The sequence below is a fragment of the Streptomyces sp. NPDC059008 genome (assembly GCF_042749045.1).
Lineage (GTDB): Bacteria > Actinomycetota > Actinomycetes > Streptomycetales > Streptomycetaceae > Streptomyces.
On the sequence record NZ_JBHYJC010000052.1, the window covers coordinates 6,190 to 24,514 of the forward strand.

General features: G+C 71.2%; 14 protein-coding genes and 1 pseudogene. 1 reads left to right on the plus strand and 14 read right to left on the minus strand.

The genetic code is table 11. The annotated features are described in order from the left end of the window. From ACFWZH_RS34365 to ACFWZH_RS34385, 5 genes and pseudogenes are all read right to left on the minus strand, one after another. Nucleotides 1-745, minus strand: a pseudogene (locus tag ACFWZH_RS34365) (ribonuclease E/G); the annotation flags it as partial. Between the two features lie 219 nt (nucleotides 746-964). Then, on the minus strand, nucleotides 965-1,765 hold the full coding sequence (locus tag ACFWZH_RS34370; protein ID WP_384440521.1) for a TIGR03936 family radical SAM-associated protein: 801 nt from the start codon (nucleotides 1,763-1,765) through the stop codon (nucleotides 965-967). A 48-nt stretch (nucleotides 1,766-1,813) separates the two neighbouring features. Beyond that, complete coding sequence (locus tag ACFWZH_RS34375; protein ID WP_384440524.1) at nucleotides 1,814-3,091, minus strand: hypothetical protein; 1,278 nt, start codon at nucleotides 3,089-3,091, stop codon at nucleotides 1,814-1,816. A 119-nt stretch (nucleotides 3,092-3,210) separates the two neighbouring features. Then, entirely contained in the window at nucleotides 3,211-5,136 is a 1,926-nt protein-coding gene (locus ACFWZH_RS34380; protein ID WP_384440527.1) for a TIGR03960 family B12-binding radical SAM protein, read from the minus strand. Between the two features lie 121 nt (nucleotides 5,137-5,257). Beyond that, the gene (locus ACFWZH_RS34385) at nucleotides 5,258-6,922 is read right to left on the minus strand and encodes a CHAD domain-containing protein (protein WP_384440530.1); all 1,665 of its coding nucleotides are present in this window, start codon (nucleotides 6,920-6,922) and stop codon (nucleotides 5,258-5,260) included. 184 nt (nucleotides 6,923-7,106) lie between these two features. Between ACFWZH_RS34385 and ACFWZH_RS34390 the strand changes: the two genes are divergently transcribed. Further along, nucleotides 7,107-7,583 carry an ATP-binding protein gene (locus ACFWZH_RS34390; protein WP_384440532.1) on the plus strand — a complete coding sequence of 159 codons (477 nt, stop codon included), beginning with the start codon at nucleotides 7,107-7,109 and terminating at the stop codon, nucleotides 7,581-7,583. A 7-nt stretch (nucleotides 7,584-7,590) separates the two neighbouring features. Here the strand turns inward: ACFWZH_RS34390 and rodA are convergent, their stop codons facing one another. The 9 genes from rodA to ACFWZH_RS34435 all read right to left on the minus strand — a co-directional run bounded on the left by rodA (nucleotide 7,591) and on the right by ACFWZH_RS34435 (nucleotide 18,252). Then, on the minus strand, nucleotides 7,591-8,805 hold the full coding sequence (rodA, locus tag ACFWZH_RS34395; RefSeq protein ID WP_384440535.1) for a rod shape-determining protein RodA: 1,215 nt from the start codon (nucleotides 8,803-8,805) through the stop codon (nucleotides 7,591-7,593). Next, nucleotides 8,802-10,946, minus strand: coding sequence for a penicillin-binding protein 2 (mrdA, locus tag ACFWZH_RS34400; protein ID WP_384440538.1), 2,145 nt, complete (start codon nucleotides 10,944-10,946; stop codon nucleotides 8,802-8,804). The genes rodA and mrdA overlap by 4 nt, the downstream gene beginning before the upstream one ends. Nucleotides 10,947-10,994: 48 nt before the next feature. Continuing rightward, nucleotides 10,995-11,723, minus strand: a complete 729-nt coding sequence (gene mreD / locus ACFWZH_RS34405; protein ID WP_384440541.1) for a rod shape-determining protein MreD — start codon at nucleotides 11,721-11,723, stop codon at nucleotides 10,995-10,997. Nucleotides 11,724-11,727: 4 nt separating this feature from the next. Next, nucleotides 11,728-12,660 (minus strand): rod shape-determining protein MreC, encoded by a 933-nt coding sequence (mreC, locus tag ACFWZH_RS34410; RefSeq protein ID WP_384440544.1) that lies wholly within the window; start codon nucleotides 12,658-12,660, stop codon nucleotides 11,728-11,730. A gap of 296 nt (nucleotides 12,661-12,956) precedes the next feature. Beyond that, on the minus strand, nucleotides 12,957-13,976 hold the full coding sequence (locus ACFWZH_RS34415) for a rod shape-determining protein (protein WP_003985182.1): 1,020 nt from the start codon (nucleotides 13,974-13,976) through the stop codon (nucleotides 12,957-12,959). Nucleotides 13,977-14,270: 294 nt separating this feature from the next. Beyond that, nucleotides 14,271-14,684, minus strand: coding sequence for a nucleoside-diphosphate kinase (ndk, locus tag ACFWZH_RS34420; RefSeq protein ID WP_384440547.1), 414 nt, complete (start codon nucleotides 14,682-14,684; stop codon nucleotides 14,271-14,273). A gap of 122 nt (nucleotides 14,685-14,806) precedes the next feature. Beyond that, nucleotides 14,807-15,184 carry a DUF4233 domain-containing protein gene (locus ACFWZH_RS34425; protein WP_384440550.1) on the minus strand — a complete coding sequence of 126 codons (378 nt, stop codon included), beginning with the start codon at nucleotides 15,182-15,184 and terminating at the stop codon, nucleotides 14,807-14,809. A gap of 2 nt (nucleotides 15,185-15,186) precedes the next feature. Beyond that, nucleotides 15,187-16,701, minus strand: coding sequence for a bifunctional folylpolyglutamate synthase/dihydrofolate synthase (locus ACFWZH_RS34430; protein WP_384440553.1), 1,515 nt, complete (start codon nucleotides 16,699-16,701; stop codon nucleotides 15,187-15,189). Nucleotides 16,702-16,803: 102 nt separating this feature from the next. Further along, complete coding sequence (locus ACFWZH_RS34435; RefSeq protein ID WP_384440556.1) at nucleotides 16,804-18,252, minus strand: peptidoglycan D,D-transpeptidase FtsI family protein; 1,449 nt, start codon at nucleotides 18,250-18,252, stop codon at nucleotides 16,804-16,806. Nucleotides 18,253-18,325: the final 73 nt, after the last annotated feature.

The window sequence follows — 18,325 nt, forward strand, 5'->3', positions numbered from 1 at the left end:
TACGGGCCGGCTTGGCCTCCTCGGCGACCGGCGCCGGGGCCTCCTCCTCGACAACCGGCACGGCCGGCGCAGCAGCCTCGGCCACCACCGGCTCCGCGGCAGCCTCGCTCTGCGGCGAACCGGCGGGCGCGGTGACCTTACGGGTGGCGCGGCGGCGGGTACGGGCCGGCTTGGCCTCCTCGGCGACCGGCGCCGGGGCCTCCTCCTCGACAACCGGCACGGCCGGCGCAGCAGCCTCGGCCACCACCGGCTCCACGGCGGCCTCGCTCTGCGGCGAACCGGCGGGCGCGGTGACCTTACGGGTGGCCCGACGGCGCGTACGGCGCGGTGCGGCGTCCTCGGTCTGCGGGGCCTCGGCGCGGGCAGCCTCCGCGGGCGCCTCGGCGACAGCGGGCTCCTCGGCGGGGGCCGAGGTCTCCTCTGCGGCGGCCGGCTGCGGGGCCCCGGCCGGGGCGGTGGCCTTGCGGGTGGCGCGGCGGCGCGTACGGGCCGGCTTGGCCGCGTCCCCGGTGGTGACCGCGGCAGCGGCGGCCTCGTCGGCGGGGGCCGGATCGGCGGCCGCGGCGACGGTCTCGGTGCTCAGCACCGCGCTCTCGGCGGCGCCCCCGGACGCCGGCGGACCGGCCGGCCGGGAAGCCGCACGGCGCCTGCGGCGCGGCGGCAGCGTGTCGCTGGGTGAGTGATTGTCCTCGATACCACGGTCCTGGGACGGCGTGGATTCGGTGGGCTCATTGGGCTCGAGCATGCGGGCGGTTCTCCCGTCACGCTCCCGGGCGCCGCGCCTGGTTCCGGTTGCGGTCCGCGTAATGAGCGCGGTCCCGCAGTCCGGGGCGTGGGCGCCGCACGGGAGCTGTCGTCTCGCTCGCCGGGCCCCGTGGGCGGGGACCGGCGAAAGTCTCCTGGTCAGTGCGTCTGCCGGACCGGGGTGGCTCCCTGGCTGATCGGCGACGCGACGACGGCGGTCCTACGCAGTACCTTCCCCGGCTCCCGGGGAGGCCCCACTCGGCGCCTTCGCGGCACTCTGCGCGGCGGCCGTGATAGGGGCGGCCGTGGCAGCGTCGCGGTCGGGCGCTAGCGGGTCAGTCACCGCGCCGGCCTCCTCATCGAGCAGCCCCTGCGCCAGCCTGGTCACCGCAGCGGGGACCGGCGGCGCCAGGTCGGCCGTAGCTCGGAGGCCGGACAGGACGTCGTCGGGTCGAACGGCGGGTGTCACATGCCGAACAACCAGCCGCAGTATCGCACAGGCATTGCCGTCAGGCCTATCGCCCTCGTGACCGGCTGCTTCCAGCCGTGCCACCGCGGCCCGTGCGTCGAACGTCCGCATGCCGTTCTTCGTGCGGCGCTCGACCAGCACCTCGTCGGCGGCGAGGAACGCCTCCACGGCGCGCCGGGCCTCCTCGGGTGCGACCCCGTCGAGCCGGATCTCCCACACCGAGGCCTGCAGCCGGTCGGCCAGCCCGCTGGTGTGCGCCTCGACGGAGTCGATCACATCGAGGCCGGCCGGCAGCGACTCGTCGAGCAGTTCGCGGAGCTGATGCGGATCGCGCCGCTCGGCGAGCTGGATCTCCAGATACTCGGCCTCGCTGCCCGTGCCGGTGGGGGCGGCGTTGGCGTAGGACACCTTGGGGTGCGGGGTGAAGCCCGCCGAGTAGGCCATCGGGACCTCGGCGCGGCGCAGCGCCCGCTCGAAAGCGCGCTGGAAGTCGCGGTGGCTGGTGAACCGGAGGCGGCCGCGCTTGGTGTAGCGCAGTCGGATGCGCTGCACCGCCGGTGCGGGCGGCGGGCCTTCGGGCTGTCGCTTGCCCAGTGTCGCTCAGTCCTTCGTGAGTGCGGTCGTACTGCTACCAAGAGTACGTGTCCCGGGAGCCCCGGGTTCCCGGCGGGGCGGTACGGCCTCGGCCCGCGGCGGTTCCGCGGGCCCGCCGAACAGGGCGCGCCTGATCTCCGCACGGGTCTGCCGCGCGGACTGCCGTACGGCGCCCAGCGCCTGGCGGGTGGCCCGCCCGGCATCGCGCAGGGCCCGCCGTACCGGGCGCCAGACGCCGTCGCGGATGCCGTGCCCGAGCGGCGTCAGCACCGTGCGGTACGTCCAGCGGAACGGCTCGACGAAGATCCATCGCAGCAGCCGGCCGAGGAACCGGCCGACGGCGCGGGAGACGAACCCGGCGGCCCGCCAGCAGTGCCCGAGCGCATCCCCGATCTCCCGGCAGACGACGGTCACCGCGGCCACCAGCGCCCGGCCGACCGGCTGCAGCACATACCGCCAAAGGGCGACGGCGGGCACCACCAGGATCCATCGAACGAGCGCGGCGACGACCGTACCGATGCCCCGGACCAGCCAGGCGATGCCGTGCCCGACGGGCGTCAGCAGGTACGTGTACAGCCACTGGGCCGGCACCACGACCAGATACCGCACCAGCCACACCACCGCGGCCGCGATCCCCCGCCCCACCGGCGCCACCACATACCGCCACAACGCCACCCAGGGCCAGACGAACAACGCCTTTCCCGACCACACCGCACCCACGCCCAACGCCCGTACCAACCAGGCGATTCCCTGCCCGATGGGCGTGAGTACGTACGTATACAGCCACTGGGCCGGCACCACGACCAGATACCGCACCAGCCACACCACGGCCGCCGCGATCCCCCGCGCCACCGGCGCCACCCCATACGCGTACAGCAACTGGGCCGGCACCACGATCAGATACCGCACCAGCCACACCACCGCCGCCGTGGTCCCCCGCCCCAAGGGCGCGATCACACACCGCCACAGCCAGGCCAGCGGGGCGACGACGAGGGTGCGTCCCGACCAGGCCAGCGGGGTGACGACGAGGGTGCGCCACAGCCACGCCAGGCCGCGGCCGCAAGGGCGCAGCAGCGCGCGGTCGACGGCCTTGGCGCAGACGACCAGGGCGTCCCACACCAGGCGCACCGGCACCACGAGCACCAGCACCACGATCCGCACCGGGATGCGGACCACCGTGGTCAGGCACCCCTCCCCCGGCTCGTAGCGGTCCGGTGCGCGCCGGTCCTTGTCGAGCGACACGGCGTCGAGACCCTCCCGCCGTCCCCCGTCGATGGCCCCCATACGGCCTTCCCCCTCGTTCGCTTCCCTGCGCTGCCGTTCCACCCCGCATTGTCCGTGAACACGCAACGGCCCGGCCACCGCGGGGTGCGGGGCCGGGCCGAAGGCGCGTGAGCGCGGCGCTACTTGACGACCGACAGGGGCAGCAGCTTCTTGCCCGTGGGGCCGATCTGGATCTCGGTGTCCATCTGGGGGCAGACACCGCAGTCGAAGCACGGGGTCCAACGGCAGTCGTCGACCTCGGTCTCGTCCAGGGCGTCCTGCCAGTCCTCCCAGAGCCAGTCCTTGTCCAGACCGGAGTCCAGGTGGTCCCAGGGCAGGACCTCCTCGTACGTCCGCTCGCGCGTGGTGTACCAGGCGACGTCCACGCCGAACGCGGGCAGCGTCTCCTCCGCGGCCTTCATCCAGCGGTCGTAGGAGAAGTGCTCGCGCCAGCCGTCGAAGCGGCCGCCGCCCTCGTAGACGGCGCGGATGACCGCACCGACGCGGCGGTCGCCGCGCGAGAGCAGGCCCTCGACGATGCCGGGCTTGCCGTCGTGGTAGCGGAAGCCGATGGAGCGGCCGTACTTCTTGTCGCCGCGGATCTTGTCGCGGAGCTTTTCGAGACGGGCGTCCGTCTCCTCCGCCGACAGCTGCGGCGCCCACTGGAACGGCGTGTGCGGCTTGGGGACGAAGCCGCCGATGGAGACCGTGCAGCGGATGTCGTTCTGCCCGGAGACCTTGCGGCCCTCGGCGATGACGTTGACCGCCATGTCGCCGATCTGCAGCACGTCCTCGTCGGTCTCGGTCGGCAGACCGCACATGAAGTACAGCTTCACCTGCCGCCAGCCGTTGCCGTAGGCCGTGGAGACCGTACGGATCAGGTCCTCTTCCGAGACCATCTTGTTGATGACCTTGCGGATCCGCTCGCTGCCGCCCTCCGGCGCGAAGGTCAGACCCGAGCGACGGCCGTTGCGCGTCAGCTCGTTGGCAAGATCGATGTTGAAGGCGTCGACGCGGGTCGACGGCAGCGACAGACCGATCTTGTCTTCCTCGTACCGGTCGGCGAGCCCCTTGGCGATGTCGCCGATCTCGGTGTGGTCCGCGGAGGACAGCGACAGCAGGCCGACCTCCTCGAATCCCGTGGCCTTCAGACCCTTGTCCACCATCTCGCCGATGCCGGTGATGCTTCGCTCCCGTACGGGGCGCGTGATCATGCCGGCCTGGCAGAAGCGGCAGCCGCGGGTGCAGCCACGGAAGATCTCGACCGACATCCGCTCGTGGACGGTCTCGGCCAGGGGGACGAGGGGCTGCTTGGGGTAGGGCCACTCGTCCAGGTCCATGACGGTGTGCTTGGACACCCGCCACGGGACGCCGGAGCGGTTCGGCACGACACGGGAGATACGGCCGTCGGCGAGGTACTCGACGTCGTAGAACTTGGGGACGTAGACGCTGCCGGTCTTCGCGAGGCGGAAGAGCAGCTCGTCGCGCCCGCCCGGTCGGCCCTCGTTCTTCCAGGAGCGGATGATCTCGGTGATCTCCAGCACGGCCTGCTCGCCGTCGCCGACCACCGCGCAGTCCAGGAAGTCCGCGATCGGCTCGGGATTGAAGGCGGCGTGGCCGCCGGCGAGGATCAGCGGGTGGTCCTCGGTGCGGTCCTTGGCCTCCAGGGGGATGCCGGCCAGGTCCAGGGCGGTGAGCAGGTTGGTGTATCCGAGCTCGGTGGAGAAGGAGACGCCGAGCACGTCGAAGGCGCTCACCGGGCGGTGCGCGTCGACGGTGAACTGCGGGACGTCGTGCTCGCGCATCAGCGCTTCGAGGTCCGGCCAGACGCTGTACGTGCGCTCGGCCAGCACGCCCTCCCGCTCGTTGAGGACCTCGTAGAGGATCATGACGCCCTGGTTGGGCAGGCCGACCTCGTACGCGTCCGGGTACATGAGCGACCAGCGGACGTCACAGGAGTCCCAGTCCTTGACGGTGGAGTTCAGCTCGCCGCCGACGTACTGGATGGGCTTCTGCACGTGCGGGAGGAGGGCCTCCAGGCGCGGGAAGACCGACTCGACAGGCATCGTGGTGATCTTTCATCAGCGGGCAGGGGTGACCCTCAAGCCTAACGTGCCCGGCGGCCATCCCTTGACGCGTCGCTTTCCGCAGGTCAGAGGGCCCCGTACGCACCCCGTGAGGGAGGCGTCACGGCCGGAGCGCGGCCCGGTGCTTGGGTCGGGAGGCCTTCGCCCACACCGCCGGCAGCTCCCGCTCCCGGTCCGCGGCCAGGGCCTCCTCGCGCCCGTAGAGCAGGCCGAAGGTGAAGGCGCCCTCCCCGGCGCGCTGCGCCTGGGTCGCCAGCTCCCGCAGGGCTCCGCGGGCCACCACGCTGTCCTGATGGTCGCCCAGGAGCTGCTGCAGCCGCTTGGTGCGCTTGGCGAACTTCTTCGCCGGGCGGCCCAGCGCCGGGCGGGCCGCCTCGGCCGCGTAACGGGTCCGCTTGGCCGCCTTGCGGGCGCCGTGCAGCGCCTCGTCCCTCGCCTGTCCGGCGGGGGCGGCCAGCGCGGCCTCCACCCGGCGCGCCAGCCGCCGGTAGTCCTTCAGCACGGCTCGGGCCACCACTTCGGGCGCGGGGCCGGCGGCGGCCCGGCGCAGGGGCGGCGCCTCCAGGAGGGCGTCGAGGGTCTTCAGGAGCGAGAGGTAGCGGTCACCGTCCAGTACTGCGAGCACCTGCTTGCGCGCGCCGACCCGGCGCCGCTGCGACCAGATGCGCAGCCGGGCCGCGACCGGGCCGAGCCGTAGTGTGCGGGGCACCTCGGCCAGCGCGCCGTGCAGCCGCTCGGTCAGCACCTCGCGGTCCCGGTCCACCCCCAACTCCGCGGCCAGCCACTTGAGTTCGACGCCGATCGGCTGCGTGGCGGCACGGTCGAGGACCTTGGTGTACGAGCGGAAGGCGCTGCGCAGCCGGCGCGTGGCGACCCGCATCTGGTGCACCGCGTCGGGCAGGTCGCGCCGTACGCCCGGATCGAGTGCGACGATCGTCCGCACCTGCTCGCGGACGTAGCGCAGCACGACGTCGCCGGCGGTGCGGCCCTTCTCGGTCTTCGCGGTCTTCGCGGTCTTCGCGGTCTTCGCGGTCTTCGCGGTCTTCGCGGTCTTCGCGGCCTTCTTGCTCTTCTTGCCGGAGCCCTTGCCCGCGCCCTTACCGGAGCCCTCGACGCCGCCCTTCCGGGGCCGGGCGGGGTACTGCCCCGTCTCGGCCAGCGCTCTCGCCAGCTTCGACGCCGAGGAGGAGGGGCGCGCCCCCGCGGCGGCCAGCGCCCGGCCGATCTCGTCCAGCAGCCCGGCGCCCCCGCCACCGCCACCGGCCAGCTCCACCTCGATCTCCCGCCAGCGCACCTCCGCGGGCTCACGACCCGCCTCCGCGGCCTCGCCCGCCCGGTGCGCCCGCACCTCGTCCTGGGCCACCTCCGCGAGCGGCGCGCCCGAGGCGTCGTGCAGCACCAGGACCGTGCGCCGGGTCCGCAGCCGCACGACGGGAGCCAGTTCGCGATCCAGCACCCGTGACCGTACGAGGGCGGTCAGCTCCGCGGGCGGCGTGTCGGACAGCGGTGCCCGCACCTCGTCGCGCACCCCGGGCGCGACCGGCAGCTTCAGATGCCAGCCGGCGTCCCGGCCGCCGGTGCGCCGCCGCAGGGTGATGCCGTCCGCGGCGAGGCGCTGGTCGGCGGTGTCGTAATAGAGGGCGTCCAGGGCCTCGGCGCCCTGTTCCGCCACGCTCGCGACCGGGTCGACGCCGGTCAGGTCGGGCAGCTGGATGTCGTCGTCGGCCTCGTACTTCCGCTCGATCTCCCGCACGGTGTCCGCCATGCATCGAATCTAGCGACCGGCCCCATCGAGGACCACCCACCGTGCCCGGGGCCCGGGGCCGGGATGTCAAGGATCCGCAAGTGCGGGTGGCACAGGCCGCACACCGTGACTTACGGTGTGTCACGGAGTTCCCACACAGCGTGGCAATCGGCGCTCACTCGGCCCTCCGGGGAGGGAGACACCCGTGCACCCCCACACCGCAGCCGCCGCCCGGACACCCATCCGCGTCGCGGCGGGCGCCCGCCCGTTCCTGCTGGCGGCGCCGAGCAGACCCACCGCCCCCAAGCTCGCCCGCGACTTCGTCCGGGCGGTGCTGCGGCAGACGCCGCTCGCGCCGCTGCTCGACACCGCCGTCCTCCTCACCTCGGAGGCGGTCACCAGCTCCCACCTGCGCACACCCCGGTCGGCGGAGATCTTGCTACGGGTGCTGACGGCCGAGCACGGGCTGCGGATCAGCGTGCACGACGAGGCGCCGGTCCGCCTTCCGGCGCAGGCCTTCGCGTCACCGTCCACCGCGTCGTACACGGCGGTGGCCGGCGAGCCGCAGGCCGATCACGGTCTGCTGCTCACCGGCCATCTCGCCGACGACTGGGGCACCACCCCGTACGCGGGGGTGGCGCGGTCCACCTCTCTGTGGTTCGAGCTCTACCGGCAGAGCTGACGCAGCGTCACCGGGAGGCCGACAGGGGCCGCCCGACCCGGATCGACTGCAGCAGCCCTATGGCGATCCAGACCGCGAACATCGACGTGCCGCCGTAGGAGACGAAGGGCAGCGGCAGGCCGGTCACGGGCATGATGCCGAGTGTCATGCCGATGTTCTCGAAGGACTGGAAGGCGAACCACGCGATGATGCCGGCGGCCACGACCGTGCCGTAGAGCTCGGTGGACTCGCGGGCGATCCGGCAGGCGCGCCACATGACGATGCCGAGCAGCAGGATGATCAGGCCCGCGCCCAGGAAGCCCAGCTCCTCGCCGGCGACGGTGAAGATGAAGTCCGTCTGCTGTTCGGGGACGAACTGGCCGGTGGTCTGGCTGCCCTGGAAGAGGCCGGAGCCGGTCAGCCCGCCGCCGCCGATCGCGATCCGGGCCTGGTTGGTGTTGTAGCCGACGCCGGCCGGGTCCAGGCTCGGGTTGGCGAACGCGGCGAACCGGGCGATCTGGTAGGCGTCGAGCAGACCGAGCTGCCAGATGGCGACGCAGCCGACGACACCCGTGCCCACCAGGCCCAGGATCCAGCGGTTGGAGGCGCCGGAGGCGAGCAGCACGCCGAGGATGACGGCGCCGAGCACCATGACCGAGCCGAGGTCGGGCATCAGCATGATGACCACGACGGGGACGGCGGCCAGCAGCAGGGCCTGGACGACGGTCCGGTGGTCGGGGTGCGGGCGGTCGCCGGCGTCGACCCGGGACGCCAGGATCATCGCCATACCGAGCGAGATGGTGATCTTCGCGAACTCGGCGGGCTGGAGCGAGAAGCCGCCGGGGATCGCCAGCCAGGAACGCGAACCGTTGATGGTGGCGCCCAGCGGGGTCAGCACCAGCAGCGCCAGGACGACCGACAGGGCGTACAGCACCGGGACCGCGCCGCGCAGGGTGCGATGGCCCAGCCAGATCGTGCCGGCGGCCAGCGCCAGGCCGATGCCCAGGTTGAGCAGGTGGTGCAGGAAGAAGTAGTACTCGTCGCCCTTGTTGAGCTCGGTGCGGTTGCGGGTGGCGGAGAAGACCAGCAGGGAACCGATGAGCGACAGCGCCAGACAGGACAGCAGCAGTATCCAGTCCAGCTTGCGCAGCACCGAGTCACGCGCCGTCAGCTTGCCCCAGGTGCCCAGCTCGGGGGTGTAGCGCCGGATGGAGAACGCCCGGGAGGTGTGGCTGGTCGTCACTGTGGGCTCCCCGAGGGTGACGGCGACGGCAGGACGTACGGCTTGATGGGCGGAGCCTCGATCGTGCCATCGTTCTCGATCTTGGGCAGCGAGCCCTGCGGCTTCGGCAGCAGGGCGGCCTTGGCGTTGATGCCGCCCTTCTCGTCGACTCCGTACAGGGCGTTGTAGATGTTGCGCACGGCCGGACCGGAGGCGCCGGAACCCGTACCACCCTGGGAGATCGTCATGACGATCGTGTAGTCCTTGGTGTACGTCGCGAACCACGAGGTCGTCTGCTTGCCGTAGACCTCGGCCGTACCGGTCTTGGCGTGCATCGGGATCTTGTCCTGCGGCCAGCCGCCGAACCGCCAGGCGGCGGTACCGCGGGTGGCGACGCCGGCGAGGGCGCCGTCCATCTGCGCCAGCGTCTTGCGGCTCACCGGCAGCGTGCCGTGCGACCGGGGGCGGATCTGCTGGATGTGCTTGCCGTCGGGGCTGATGATGGCCTTGCCGACGGTCGGGTCGTGGAGCGTGCCGCCGTTGCTGATCGCCGCGTAGATGGTCGCCATCTGGATCGGGGTGACCAGGGTGTCGCCCTGCCCGATGGCGTAGTTGATCGAGTCGTAGGCGTGCAGCTTCATGCCTTCGAGGCAGCCTTCACGGGCCAGCTTCGTGCCGAAGTCCTTCTTCTTCGGCCAGGCCTTGGCCTGCTCGCACCAGCCGGCCTTGTTGGCCGTCCAGAAGTCGTGCTTCCACTTGCGGTCGGGGACCCGGCCGGTGACCTCGTTGGGGAGGTCGATGCCGGTCTCCTTGCCGAGGCCGAACTGGTGGGCGGTCTTGTAGAACCAGTTCTTGGCGTCCTTCTTCGGCTTGTCCCCGCCGTCCTTCTTCCACTCGTCGTGCGAGAGCTTGTAGAAGACGGTGTCGCAGGAGACCTCCAGGGCCCGGCCGAGGCTGATGTCACCGTGGCTCTGCGACTCGAAGTTCTTGAAGACCTGACCGCCGATGCTGTACGAGCTGGTGCAGGGGTAGTGGCCGTTGAAGTCGTAGCCCGCGTTGACCGAGGCCGCGGTCGAGATGACCTTGAAGATCGAGCCGGGGGCGGCCTGCCCCTGGATGGCGCGGTTGAGCAGCGGGTAGTTGGACTTCTTGCCGGTCAGGCGCGCGTAGTCCTTGCCGGAGATCCCGCCGACCCAGGCGTTGGGGTCGTAGCTGGGGTTGGAGGCCATCGCCACCACCCGTCCGGTCTTCGCCTCCATCACGACCACGGCGCCCGAGTCGGCCTTGTAGTTGGTGCCGGTGTTGCGGTCCACCTGCTGGCGGGCGTCCTTCATGGCCTGGTCCAGCTGCTTCTCCGCTATGGCCTGCACACGGGCGTCGATGCTGGTGACGACGCTCGAACCGGCCTGGCCCTTGTCGCTCTTGGCCTGGCCGATGACCCGGCCGAGGTTGTCGACCTCGTAGCGGGTGACGGCGGCCTTGCCGCGCAGGTAGTCGTCGTACTGCCGCTCCAGGCCGGAGCGGCCGATCTGGTCCGAGCGCAGCAGCGGCGAGCTGCTGTTCTTGGCCTTGTTGATCTCCTCGTCGGTCACCGGGGAGAGGTAGCCGAGGACCTGGGCGGTGTTGGCGTCGCCGGGGGCGGCGTAGCGGCGGACCGCGGTGGGCTCGGCGATGATGCCGGGGAAGTCCTCGGAGCGCTCACGGATCTGCAGTGCCTGCTGGGTGGTGGCCTCGTCGGTGATCGGGATCGGCTGGTACGGCGAGCCGTTCCAGCAGGGCTGCGGGGTCTTGGAGTCGCACAGCCGGACCTTGTTGCGGATCTCCTGCTCGGTCATGCCGAGCACCTTGGCGAGCCGGCCGAGCACGGCCTTGCCGTCGTCCTTCATCTTCAGCAGGTCGGTACGGCTGGCGGAGACGACCAGACGGGTCTGGTTGTCGGCCAGCGGGACCCCGCGGGCGTCGAGGATGGAGCCGCGGGTGGCGGGGTCGACGACCTGCTGGACGTGGTTGCTGCGGGCCTCGTTGGCGTACTCCTGGCCGTTGCGGATCTGCAGGTACCACAGCCGGCCGCCGAGGGTGAGCAGCAGGGAGAAGACCAGGATCTGGAGCGCGATGAGCCGGACCGTGATGCGGGAGGTCCGGCTTTCCGGAAGATTACTCATGGCGCGAGGCGCCTCCATGAGAAGTGGTGGTCGAAGGACGGGAGGGCGTCACAGCCGCTTGACCCCCTTGATGCGGCCCACCTTGTCGCGGGCCGACTTGCCGAGCAGTCCGCCGCGCTGGCTGCCGATGCGTGCCCCTGTGCGCACGGACTTGATGGACTTCATGGCGCCGCGGCTGGCCTTGAGGCCGGTGCCGGTGCTGAGCCAGCCGTACCCGGAGTCGCGGCTGCCCGCCGTGCCGTTCGGGCTGCCGGAGCCGTCGCCGACCAGTGGTTCGGGCTCCGTTCTGCGGGCCAGCGCCATCACCAGCGGGACGATGAAGGGGGCCAGCAGCAGGTCGTAGAGCGTGGCGCTGAGCAGCAGTCCGACGATGCCGACGTGCCGGGCGGCGGTGTCGCCGACGAGCGAGCCGACCGCGGCGTACATCAGCGTCGAGCCGATCGCGGCGCCGATCACGACCACCAGCGGCAGCGTCGCCGAGCGGTGCTGGCCGTTGTCCGGCCTGGTCAGGCCCGCGACATAGCCGATGATGCAGAGCACCAGCGCATAGCGGCCGATGGCGTGGTCGGAGGGCGGGGCGAGGTCGGCCAGCAGTCCGGTGAAGAAGCCGACGAGCGAGCCGCCGACATGGCCGTAGACCAGCGCGAGGCCGAGGACGACGAGCAGCAGCAGGTCCGGTACGGCCCCCGGCAGTTGGAGGCGCGCGAGGATGGTGACCTGGATGACGAGGGCGACGACCACCAGCGGGGCCGAGAGCAGGATCCGGTTGAAACGCATCGGTTCAGCTCCTGGGAGAAGCGCTCGCGGAGGGAGTGGCCGTGACGGTGACCGTCGGGGCCGGCTTGGGCTTCGCAGGCCGAGGCGGCAGAACGGTGTCGCGCGGGTCTTGGCGGGGCGGCTGGACGACGACGCCGACGATGTCGAGCTGGGAGAAGGAGACGAACGGCCGGACCTGGAGGGTGCGGGTCAGATCGCCGTTGGACGGCTCGACCTTGACGACCCGGCCCACGGGCACGCCGGGCACGAACGGCTTGTCCCTGCTGGAGCCGAAGGTGACCAGCCGGTCGCCCCTGCGGACGGTGGCCTTGCCGTTGAGGAGCTGGACGCGCAGCGAGCGGACGCCCTGCCCGTTGGCGAAGCCGATCTCGTTGGTCTTCTCCATGCGGGTGCCGACGGTGAAGTCGGGGTCGGCGGCCAGCAGCACGGTGGAGGTTTCGGCGCCGACCGTGGTGACCCGGCCGACCAGGCCGTCGCCGTTGAGCACGGTCATGTCGCGGGCGATGCCGTCGCGGCTGCCGGCGTCGATGGTGACGGTCCAGGAGAAGCCCTGGGCCGAGCCGATGGCGATGACCTGGGCGCCCTTGATGGCGTACTGGCCGGTGCCCGCGGTCTTGAGGATCTTGTCGAGCTCGGCGGCGCGGCTGCGGTTGCGGTCGGAGGAGCCGAGCTTGGCCTTCAGCGCCTCGTTCTCGTGCTCCAGCCTGGCGATGCGGTTGTGCCGGCTGCCGGAGTCCCGTACGGCGCCGACGGCGTTGCCGACCGGGTCGACGACGCGGGCCACACCGCTCTCGACCGGGCCGAAGGCGGAGGCCGCGGCTTGCCGGGCACCATCGAGCGGGGACTGTTCGCCGCCGCGGATATCGACCGTGATCAGCGCGAACGCGATCGCGACCAGCAGCACCAGCAGCAGCCGGCTCTCTCGTGTGTCCCTCACGTGCGGCGGCCGTGTCCTTCCTCGTAGGACCGGCCGGCTGCGGGCCCCGCCGGTCTCGTTCGGGAGTTGAGCGTTGTGCCTTGCTGTGACGGTGGCGACGGGTGAAGCGTCAGCGCACCGTGTCTGTCGAGATGTTGTGCCTGTATATCAACGATTCGCAAGCCCGATTCGTATCGACGTCTCGCACCGGCGGCGGGTGTCCGTGCTCCGCCGGGCGAACCGGCTGCTCTCGCCTTGCTGCCCGACCGCCGCGGACGCCGCATGGCGCCCGCCGCGCGGCCGGGACGCGCGCTGTGCTACCTGCGGGGCTGGGAGTCGAGGACCTGCTGGAGGGCCTCGAACTCCTCGACGCACTTGCCGGAACCGAGCGCGACGGAGTCGAGCGGGTCCTCGGCGATGTGGATGGGCATACCGGTCTCGCGGCGCAGCCGCTCGTCGAGGCCGCGGAGCAGGGCGCCGCCTCCGGTGAGCACGATGCCGCGGTCCATCACGTCGCCGGACAGCTCCGGCGGGCACTTGTCGAGGGTCGTCTTGACCGCGTCGACGATGGAGTTGACCGGCTCCTCGATGGCCTTGCGGACCTCGGCGGCCGAGATGACGACGGTCTTGGGCAGCCCGGAGACCAGGTCGCGGCCCCGGATCTCGGTGTGCTCGTCCTGTTCCAGGTCGTACGCCGAACCGATGGTGATCTTGATGCTCTCGGCGGTGCGCTCGCCCAGCAGAAGGCTGTACTCCTTCTTGATGTGCTGGATGATCGCGTTGTCGAGCTCGTCGCCGGCCACCCGGATGGACTGGGCGGTGACGATGCCGCCGAGCGAGATCACCGCGACCTCGGTCGTACCGCCGCCGATGTCCACCACCATGTTGCCGGTGGCCTCGTGGACCGGCAGGCCGGAGCCGATCGCGGCGGCCATCGGCTCCTCGATGATGTGCACCTGGCGGGCGCCGGCCTGGGTCGAGGCCTCGATGACCGCGCGGCGCTCAACTCCCGTGATACCGGAGGGAACGCACACCACGACCCGCGGCCGCGCCAGATAGCGGCGCTTGTGGATCTTGAGGATGAAGTAGCGGAGCATCCGCTCGGTGATCTCGAAGTCGGCGATCACGCCGTCCTTCAGGGGCCGTACGGCGACGATGTTGCCGGGGGTGCGCCCGATCATCTTCTTCGCCTCGGCACCTACCGCGAGGATGCCGCCGGTGTTGGTGTTGATGGCCACGACCGACGGCTCGTTGAGGACGATTCCACGGCCCCTGACGTACACCAGCGTGTTGGCGGTCCCGAGGTCGACAGCCATGTCACGGCCGATGAACGACATGTTGTTCCCCATGAGGATACGTCTGGCCTTCCCAACTGGAGCGAATGCTTACTGGAGGTCGGCAGGAGGTGATGCGCTGTGAGGCGCGGAAGCCTCCATCGTAGTTCGTAGTGCGCCCACTCGAACACGTCGGGAGGCTGTTCCGCCATTGTCAGCCGTACACGCACCCGCCCCCCTTAATGGTGACGTCGTGTCGGGGTGATGCGTTCCCCCGATCGAGTTTCATACACCAAAGGGCGACCGATGATTTCGTCGGTCGCCCCTGGTCACGGGGGGTTTACAGCTGATGAAGCGTCAGGAGATCCCGGGGAAGAAAATCTTGATCTCGCGCTCGGCGGACTCTTCGGAATCCGACGCATGGATCAGATTCTCTCGGGTGATCGTTCCGAAGTCCCCACGAATGGACCCACTCGGCGCGGCAATCGGGTCAGTCGGACCGGCCAGCGCCCGCACGCCTTCGATCACCCGCTCGCCCTCGACGACCAGGGAGACCACCGGTCCCGAGGACATGAAGGCGACGAGGGGCTCGTAGAACGGCTTGCCGACGTGCTCGGCGTAGTGCTGCTCCAGCAGCTCGCGGTCCAGGCTGCGCAGCTCCAGCGCGCTGATCGTCCAGCCGGCCTTCTTCTCGATGCGGCCGATGATCTCGCCGATCAGACCGCGCTTGACGGCGTCGGGCTTGAGGAGGACGAGGGTGCGCTGGCTCACGAAAGGACTCCCTGGATGTGAACGACGGTCAGCGGGTGCACTGAGGCTACATGGGTGACATGGCGCTTCGTGGCCCAGCCCCCGGCCCCTGACGAGGCCCTACGCCCGCCCGCCCGGCCGGGTCAGGCCGCCCCGCCCACCGGCTCCCCCGCCGCGTCGCCCGAGGCCTCGGCCTGGGCGGCCCAGCGGGCCTTCGCCTCGTCGATCTTGCGGCCGAAGTGGACCGACGCCCACCACAGGGCCGCGAAGACCGCGCCGAGGAAGAACATCGTCGGGACGACGAAGCCGCTGGCGATCAGGGCGAGCTGCAGCACCCAGCCGAGCTGGACGCCGCCGGGGCGGGTCAGCATCCCGCACAGCAGGATGCTCAGGCCCATCGCGACCCCGCTGACCGTCCAGATCGTGGCCGTCGGCAGATCGGTCAGCTGCATCGCGACCAGCCCGGCGAAGCCGATCACGAAGAACTCGCCTATCAGGGTGCTGGCACACAGCGTGCGCATGGTCAGCTCCTTCCCATCAGCAGCCGGGCCTCGCCGACCGTGATCACCGAACCGGCCACCAGCACACCCGCTCCGGAGAACTCGCCCTCTTCCTCCGCGAGCGTGATCGCCGCTTCCAGGGCGTCGTCGAGCCGCGGCTCGACCTGGACCCGCTCGGCACCGAAGACCTCGACCGCGATCGCCGCCAGCTCGTCCGGATCCATCGCACGATGGCTGGAATTACGCGTCACCACGATCTCGGCGAAGATCGGCTCGAACGCCTCCAGCAGGCCCCGGACGTCCTTGTCGTCGCTGGTGCCGACGACGCCCACCAGTCGGCTGAACCCGAACGCCTCGGTGACCGCCTCGGCCGCGGCCCGCGCGCCCGCCGGATTGTGCGCCGCGTCCAGCACCACCGTCGGGCTGCGGCGGACGACCTCCATCCGGCCGGGCGAGGAGACCGCGGCGAACGCGGAGCGGATGGTGTCGATGTCGAGCGTGCGGGCGTGGTCCGAGCCGACGCCGAAGAACGCCTCGACCGCGGCGAGCGCCACCGCGGCGTTGTGCGCCTGATGGGCGCCGTACAGCGGGAGGAAGATCTCGGGATACTCGCCGCCCAGACCGCGCAGCGTCAGCATCTGGCCGCCGACCGCCACCTCACGGGAGATGACCCCGAACTCCATACCCTCACGGGCGACCGTGGCATCCACCTCGACCGCGCGCTTGAGCATCACCGACGCCGCGTCGACCGGCTGCTGGGCCAGCACGACGGTCGCGTCCTTCTTGATGATCCCGGACTTCTCACCGGCGATCGCCTCGTGCGTCTCGCCCAGCCGATCGGTGTGGTCCAGCGCGATCGGGGTGACCACGGCGACGTCGCCGTCGATGATGTTCGTCGCGTCCCAGGTGCCGCCCATGCCGACCTCGACGACCGCCACGTCCACCGGGGTGTCCGCGAAGGCGGCGAACGCCATCGCCGTCAGCACCTCGAAGAACGACAGGCGGTACTCCTGCTGGGCGTCGACCATCTCCACGTACGGGGCGATGTCCCGATAGGTCTCGATGAAGCGCTCGGCGGAGATCGGGGCGGCGTCCAGGCTGATCCGCTCGGTGATCGACTGGACGTGCGGGCTCGTATAGCGGCCGGTGCGCAGGTCGAAGGCGGACAGCAGGGCCTCGATCATGCGGGCGGTGCTGGTCTTGCCGTTCGTGCCCGTGATGTGGATGGAAGGGTAGGCGCGCTGCGGCTCGCCCAGGATGTCCATCAGCGCCTTGATGCGCTGCACCGACGGGTCGAGCTTGGTCTCGCCCCAGCGGCCGGCCAGCTCCTCCTCCACGGCGCGCAGCGCGCGGTCGACCTCGGGGTCGGCCGGCCGGGCGGGAATCGGGTCCCCCTGCGGCGGTCCTGCCTGGGCGCGCAGGGTCCGGCTGCCGGCCTCGATCACCGCGAGGTCGGGGTCACGGTCCGTCTCGGCTTCGACCAGTTCGTCGAAGGGGTCGGTCGGGTCGGGGTCGTCGTTCTGGGGGCGCTCGCTCACGACGACAAGTCTACGAGGCACCGCTGACAGCGGTGCGCTGCGCTGCCCGGTGACCGCCCCCGCGCCGCATCCGGGCCCCGGCCGGCGCCGCCGTGCGCCCCGTTACTTCAGCGCCGCCGCCATCATCGCCCGTGCGATCGGGGCCGCCAGCCCGTTGCCGGAGACCTCGTTGCGGGCGGCGTGGCCGTCCTCGACCATCACGGCGACCGCGACCTGGTGCCCGCGCGCGTCCTCGGCGTACGAGACGAACCAGGCGTAGGGCGTACCGCTGTTGTCGACGCCGTGCTGCGCGGTACCGGTCTTGCCGCCGACGGTCAGTCCGCCGATCTTCGCGTTCGACCCGGTGCCCTCGTCCACCACCGTCTGCATCGCCGACCGCAGCTGCGCGGCCGTCCGCGCCGACATGGCCGTGCCGTACGTCTTGGGGCCGCTGCGCTCGATGGTGTTGCCGCCGCCGTCGGTCAGCGCGTCGACCAGCTGCGGGGTCTTCAGCTCACCACCGTTGGCGATGGCCGCGGCGACCATCGCCATCTGCAGCGGGGTCGCCTGGTCGTCGAACTGGCCGATGCCGGACAGCGCGGTCTGCGCCTCGTCCATGTCCGAGGGGTAGCTGCTCCTGCCGGCCCGCACCGGGGTGTCCACCTTGCCGTCGTTGAAGCCGAACTTCTCGGCCTGCGCCTTCACCTTGTCCTTGCCCAGGTCGACGGCCATCTTCGCGAAGACGGTGTTGCAGGAGTACTGCAGCGCGGTGCGGATGGTGGCGTTCTCGCAGGGCGCCGAGGCGCTCTCGTTCTTCAGCGTGGTGCGGGTGTGCGGGAGCGTGTACGGGTCGGGGCTGTCGGTGGGCACGTCCACCGAGGAGTACAGGCCGCTCTCCAGCGCGGCCGCGGCGACCACCAGCTTGAAGGTGGAACCGGGCGGCAGCGGCTGCCGCAGCGCCCGGTTGACCTCGGGGTCGTCGCTGTCGTCGGACAGCCGCTGCCAGGCCTTCTGGTCGGCGGCGGAGGATCCGGCGAACTTCCCCGGGTCGTAGGACGGGGTGCTGACCATGCCCAGGATCCGCCCCGTGGCCGGGTCCAGGGCGACGGCTGCGCCCTTCTTGTCGCCCAGCGCCCGGTAGCCGGCCTTCTGCACCTCGGCGTCGATGGTGGTGGCCACGTCGCCGCCCTTGGCCCGCGTGCGCGTCAGCGCGTCGGTGGGACTCTGCAGCCGGCTGTCGGAGCCGTCCAGGAGGTCCCCGTAGAGGCTCTCCAGCTGGTTGCTGCCGAAGATCTGCGAGGTGAAGCCGGTGACCGGGGCGTACAGCGGGCCGTCCTTGTAGGTCCGCTTGTACTTCAGCGTGGAGGAGGTGGCGGCGGAGCCGGTGACCGGCTCCCCGCCGACGAGGATGTTGCCCAGCGGCGCGGCGTACTTGCCGATCGCCACCCGCGGATTGTGCGGGTCCTCCTTGTAGTCGCTGGCCTTCGCGCCCTGGATCCAGGTCGCCCAGCCCATCAGCGCGAGTATCAGGGCCAGACAGAAGACCGAGACCCGTCGCAGTGGCTTGTTCATGGGGCGCGGCTCCTCGTGCTGGACGTGCGGTGCTGCCCGGCCTCGGGCGCTCGGTCCACCGTGCCCGGGCTTC

Coding starts and splice junctions, on each gene's coding strand:
- ACFWZH_RS34375 (WP_384440524.1), bottom strand. CDS start 3,091: ATGGGGGCCATCGACGGGGGACGGCGGGAGGGTCTCGACGCCGTGTCG.
- ACFWZH_RS34380 (WP_384440527.1), bottom strand. CDS start 5,136: ATGCCTGTCGAGTCGGTCTTCCCGCGCCTGGAGGCCCTCCTCCCGCAC.
- ACFWZH_RS34385 (WP_384440530.1), bottom strand. CDS start 6,922: ATGGCGGACACCGTGCGGGAGATCGAGCGGAAGTACGAGGCCGACGAC.
- mrdA (WP_384440538.1), bottom strand. CDS start 10,946: ATGAGTAATCTTCCGGAAAGCCGGACCTCCCGCATCACGGTCCGGCTC.
- mreD (WP_384440541.1), bottom strand. CDS start 11,723: ATGCGTTTCAACCGGATCCTGCTCTCGGCCCCGCTGGTGGTCGTCGCC.
- ACFWZH_RS34415 (WP_003985182.1), bottom strand. CDS start 13,976: ATGTCGTTCATCGGCCGTGACATGGCTGTCGACCTCGGGACCGCCAAC.
- ACFWZH_RS34425 (WP_384440550.1), bottom strand. CDS start 15,184: ATGCGCACGCTGTGTGCCAGCACCCTGATAGGCGAGTTCTTCGTGATC.
- ACFWZH_RS34435 (WP_384440556.1), bottom strand. CDS start 18,252: ATGAACAAGCCACTGCGACGGGTCTCGGTCTTCTGTCTGGCCCTGATA.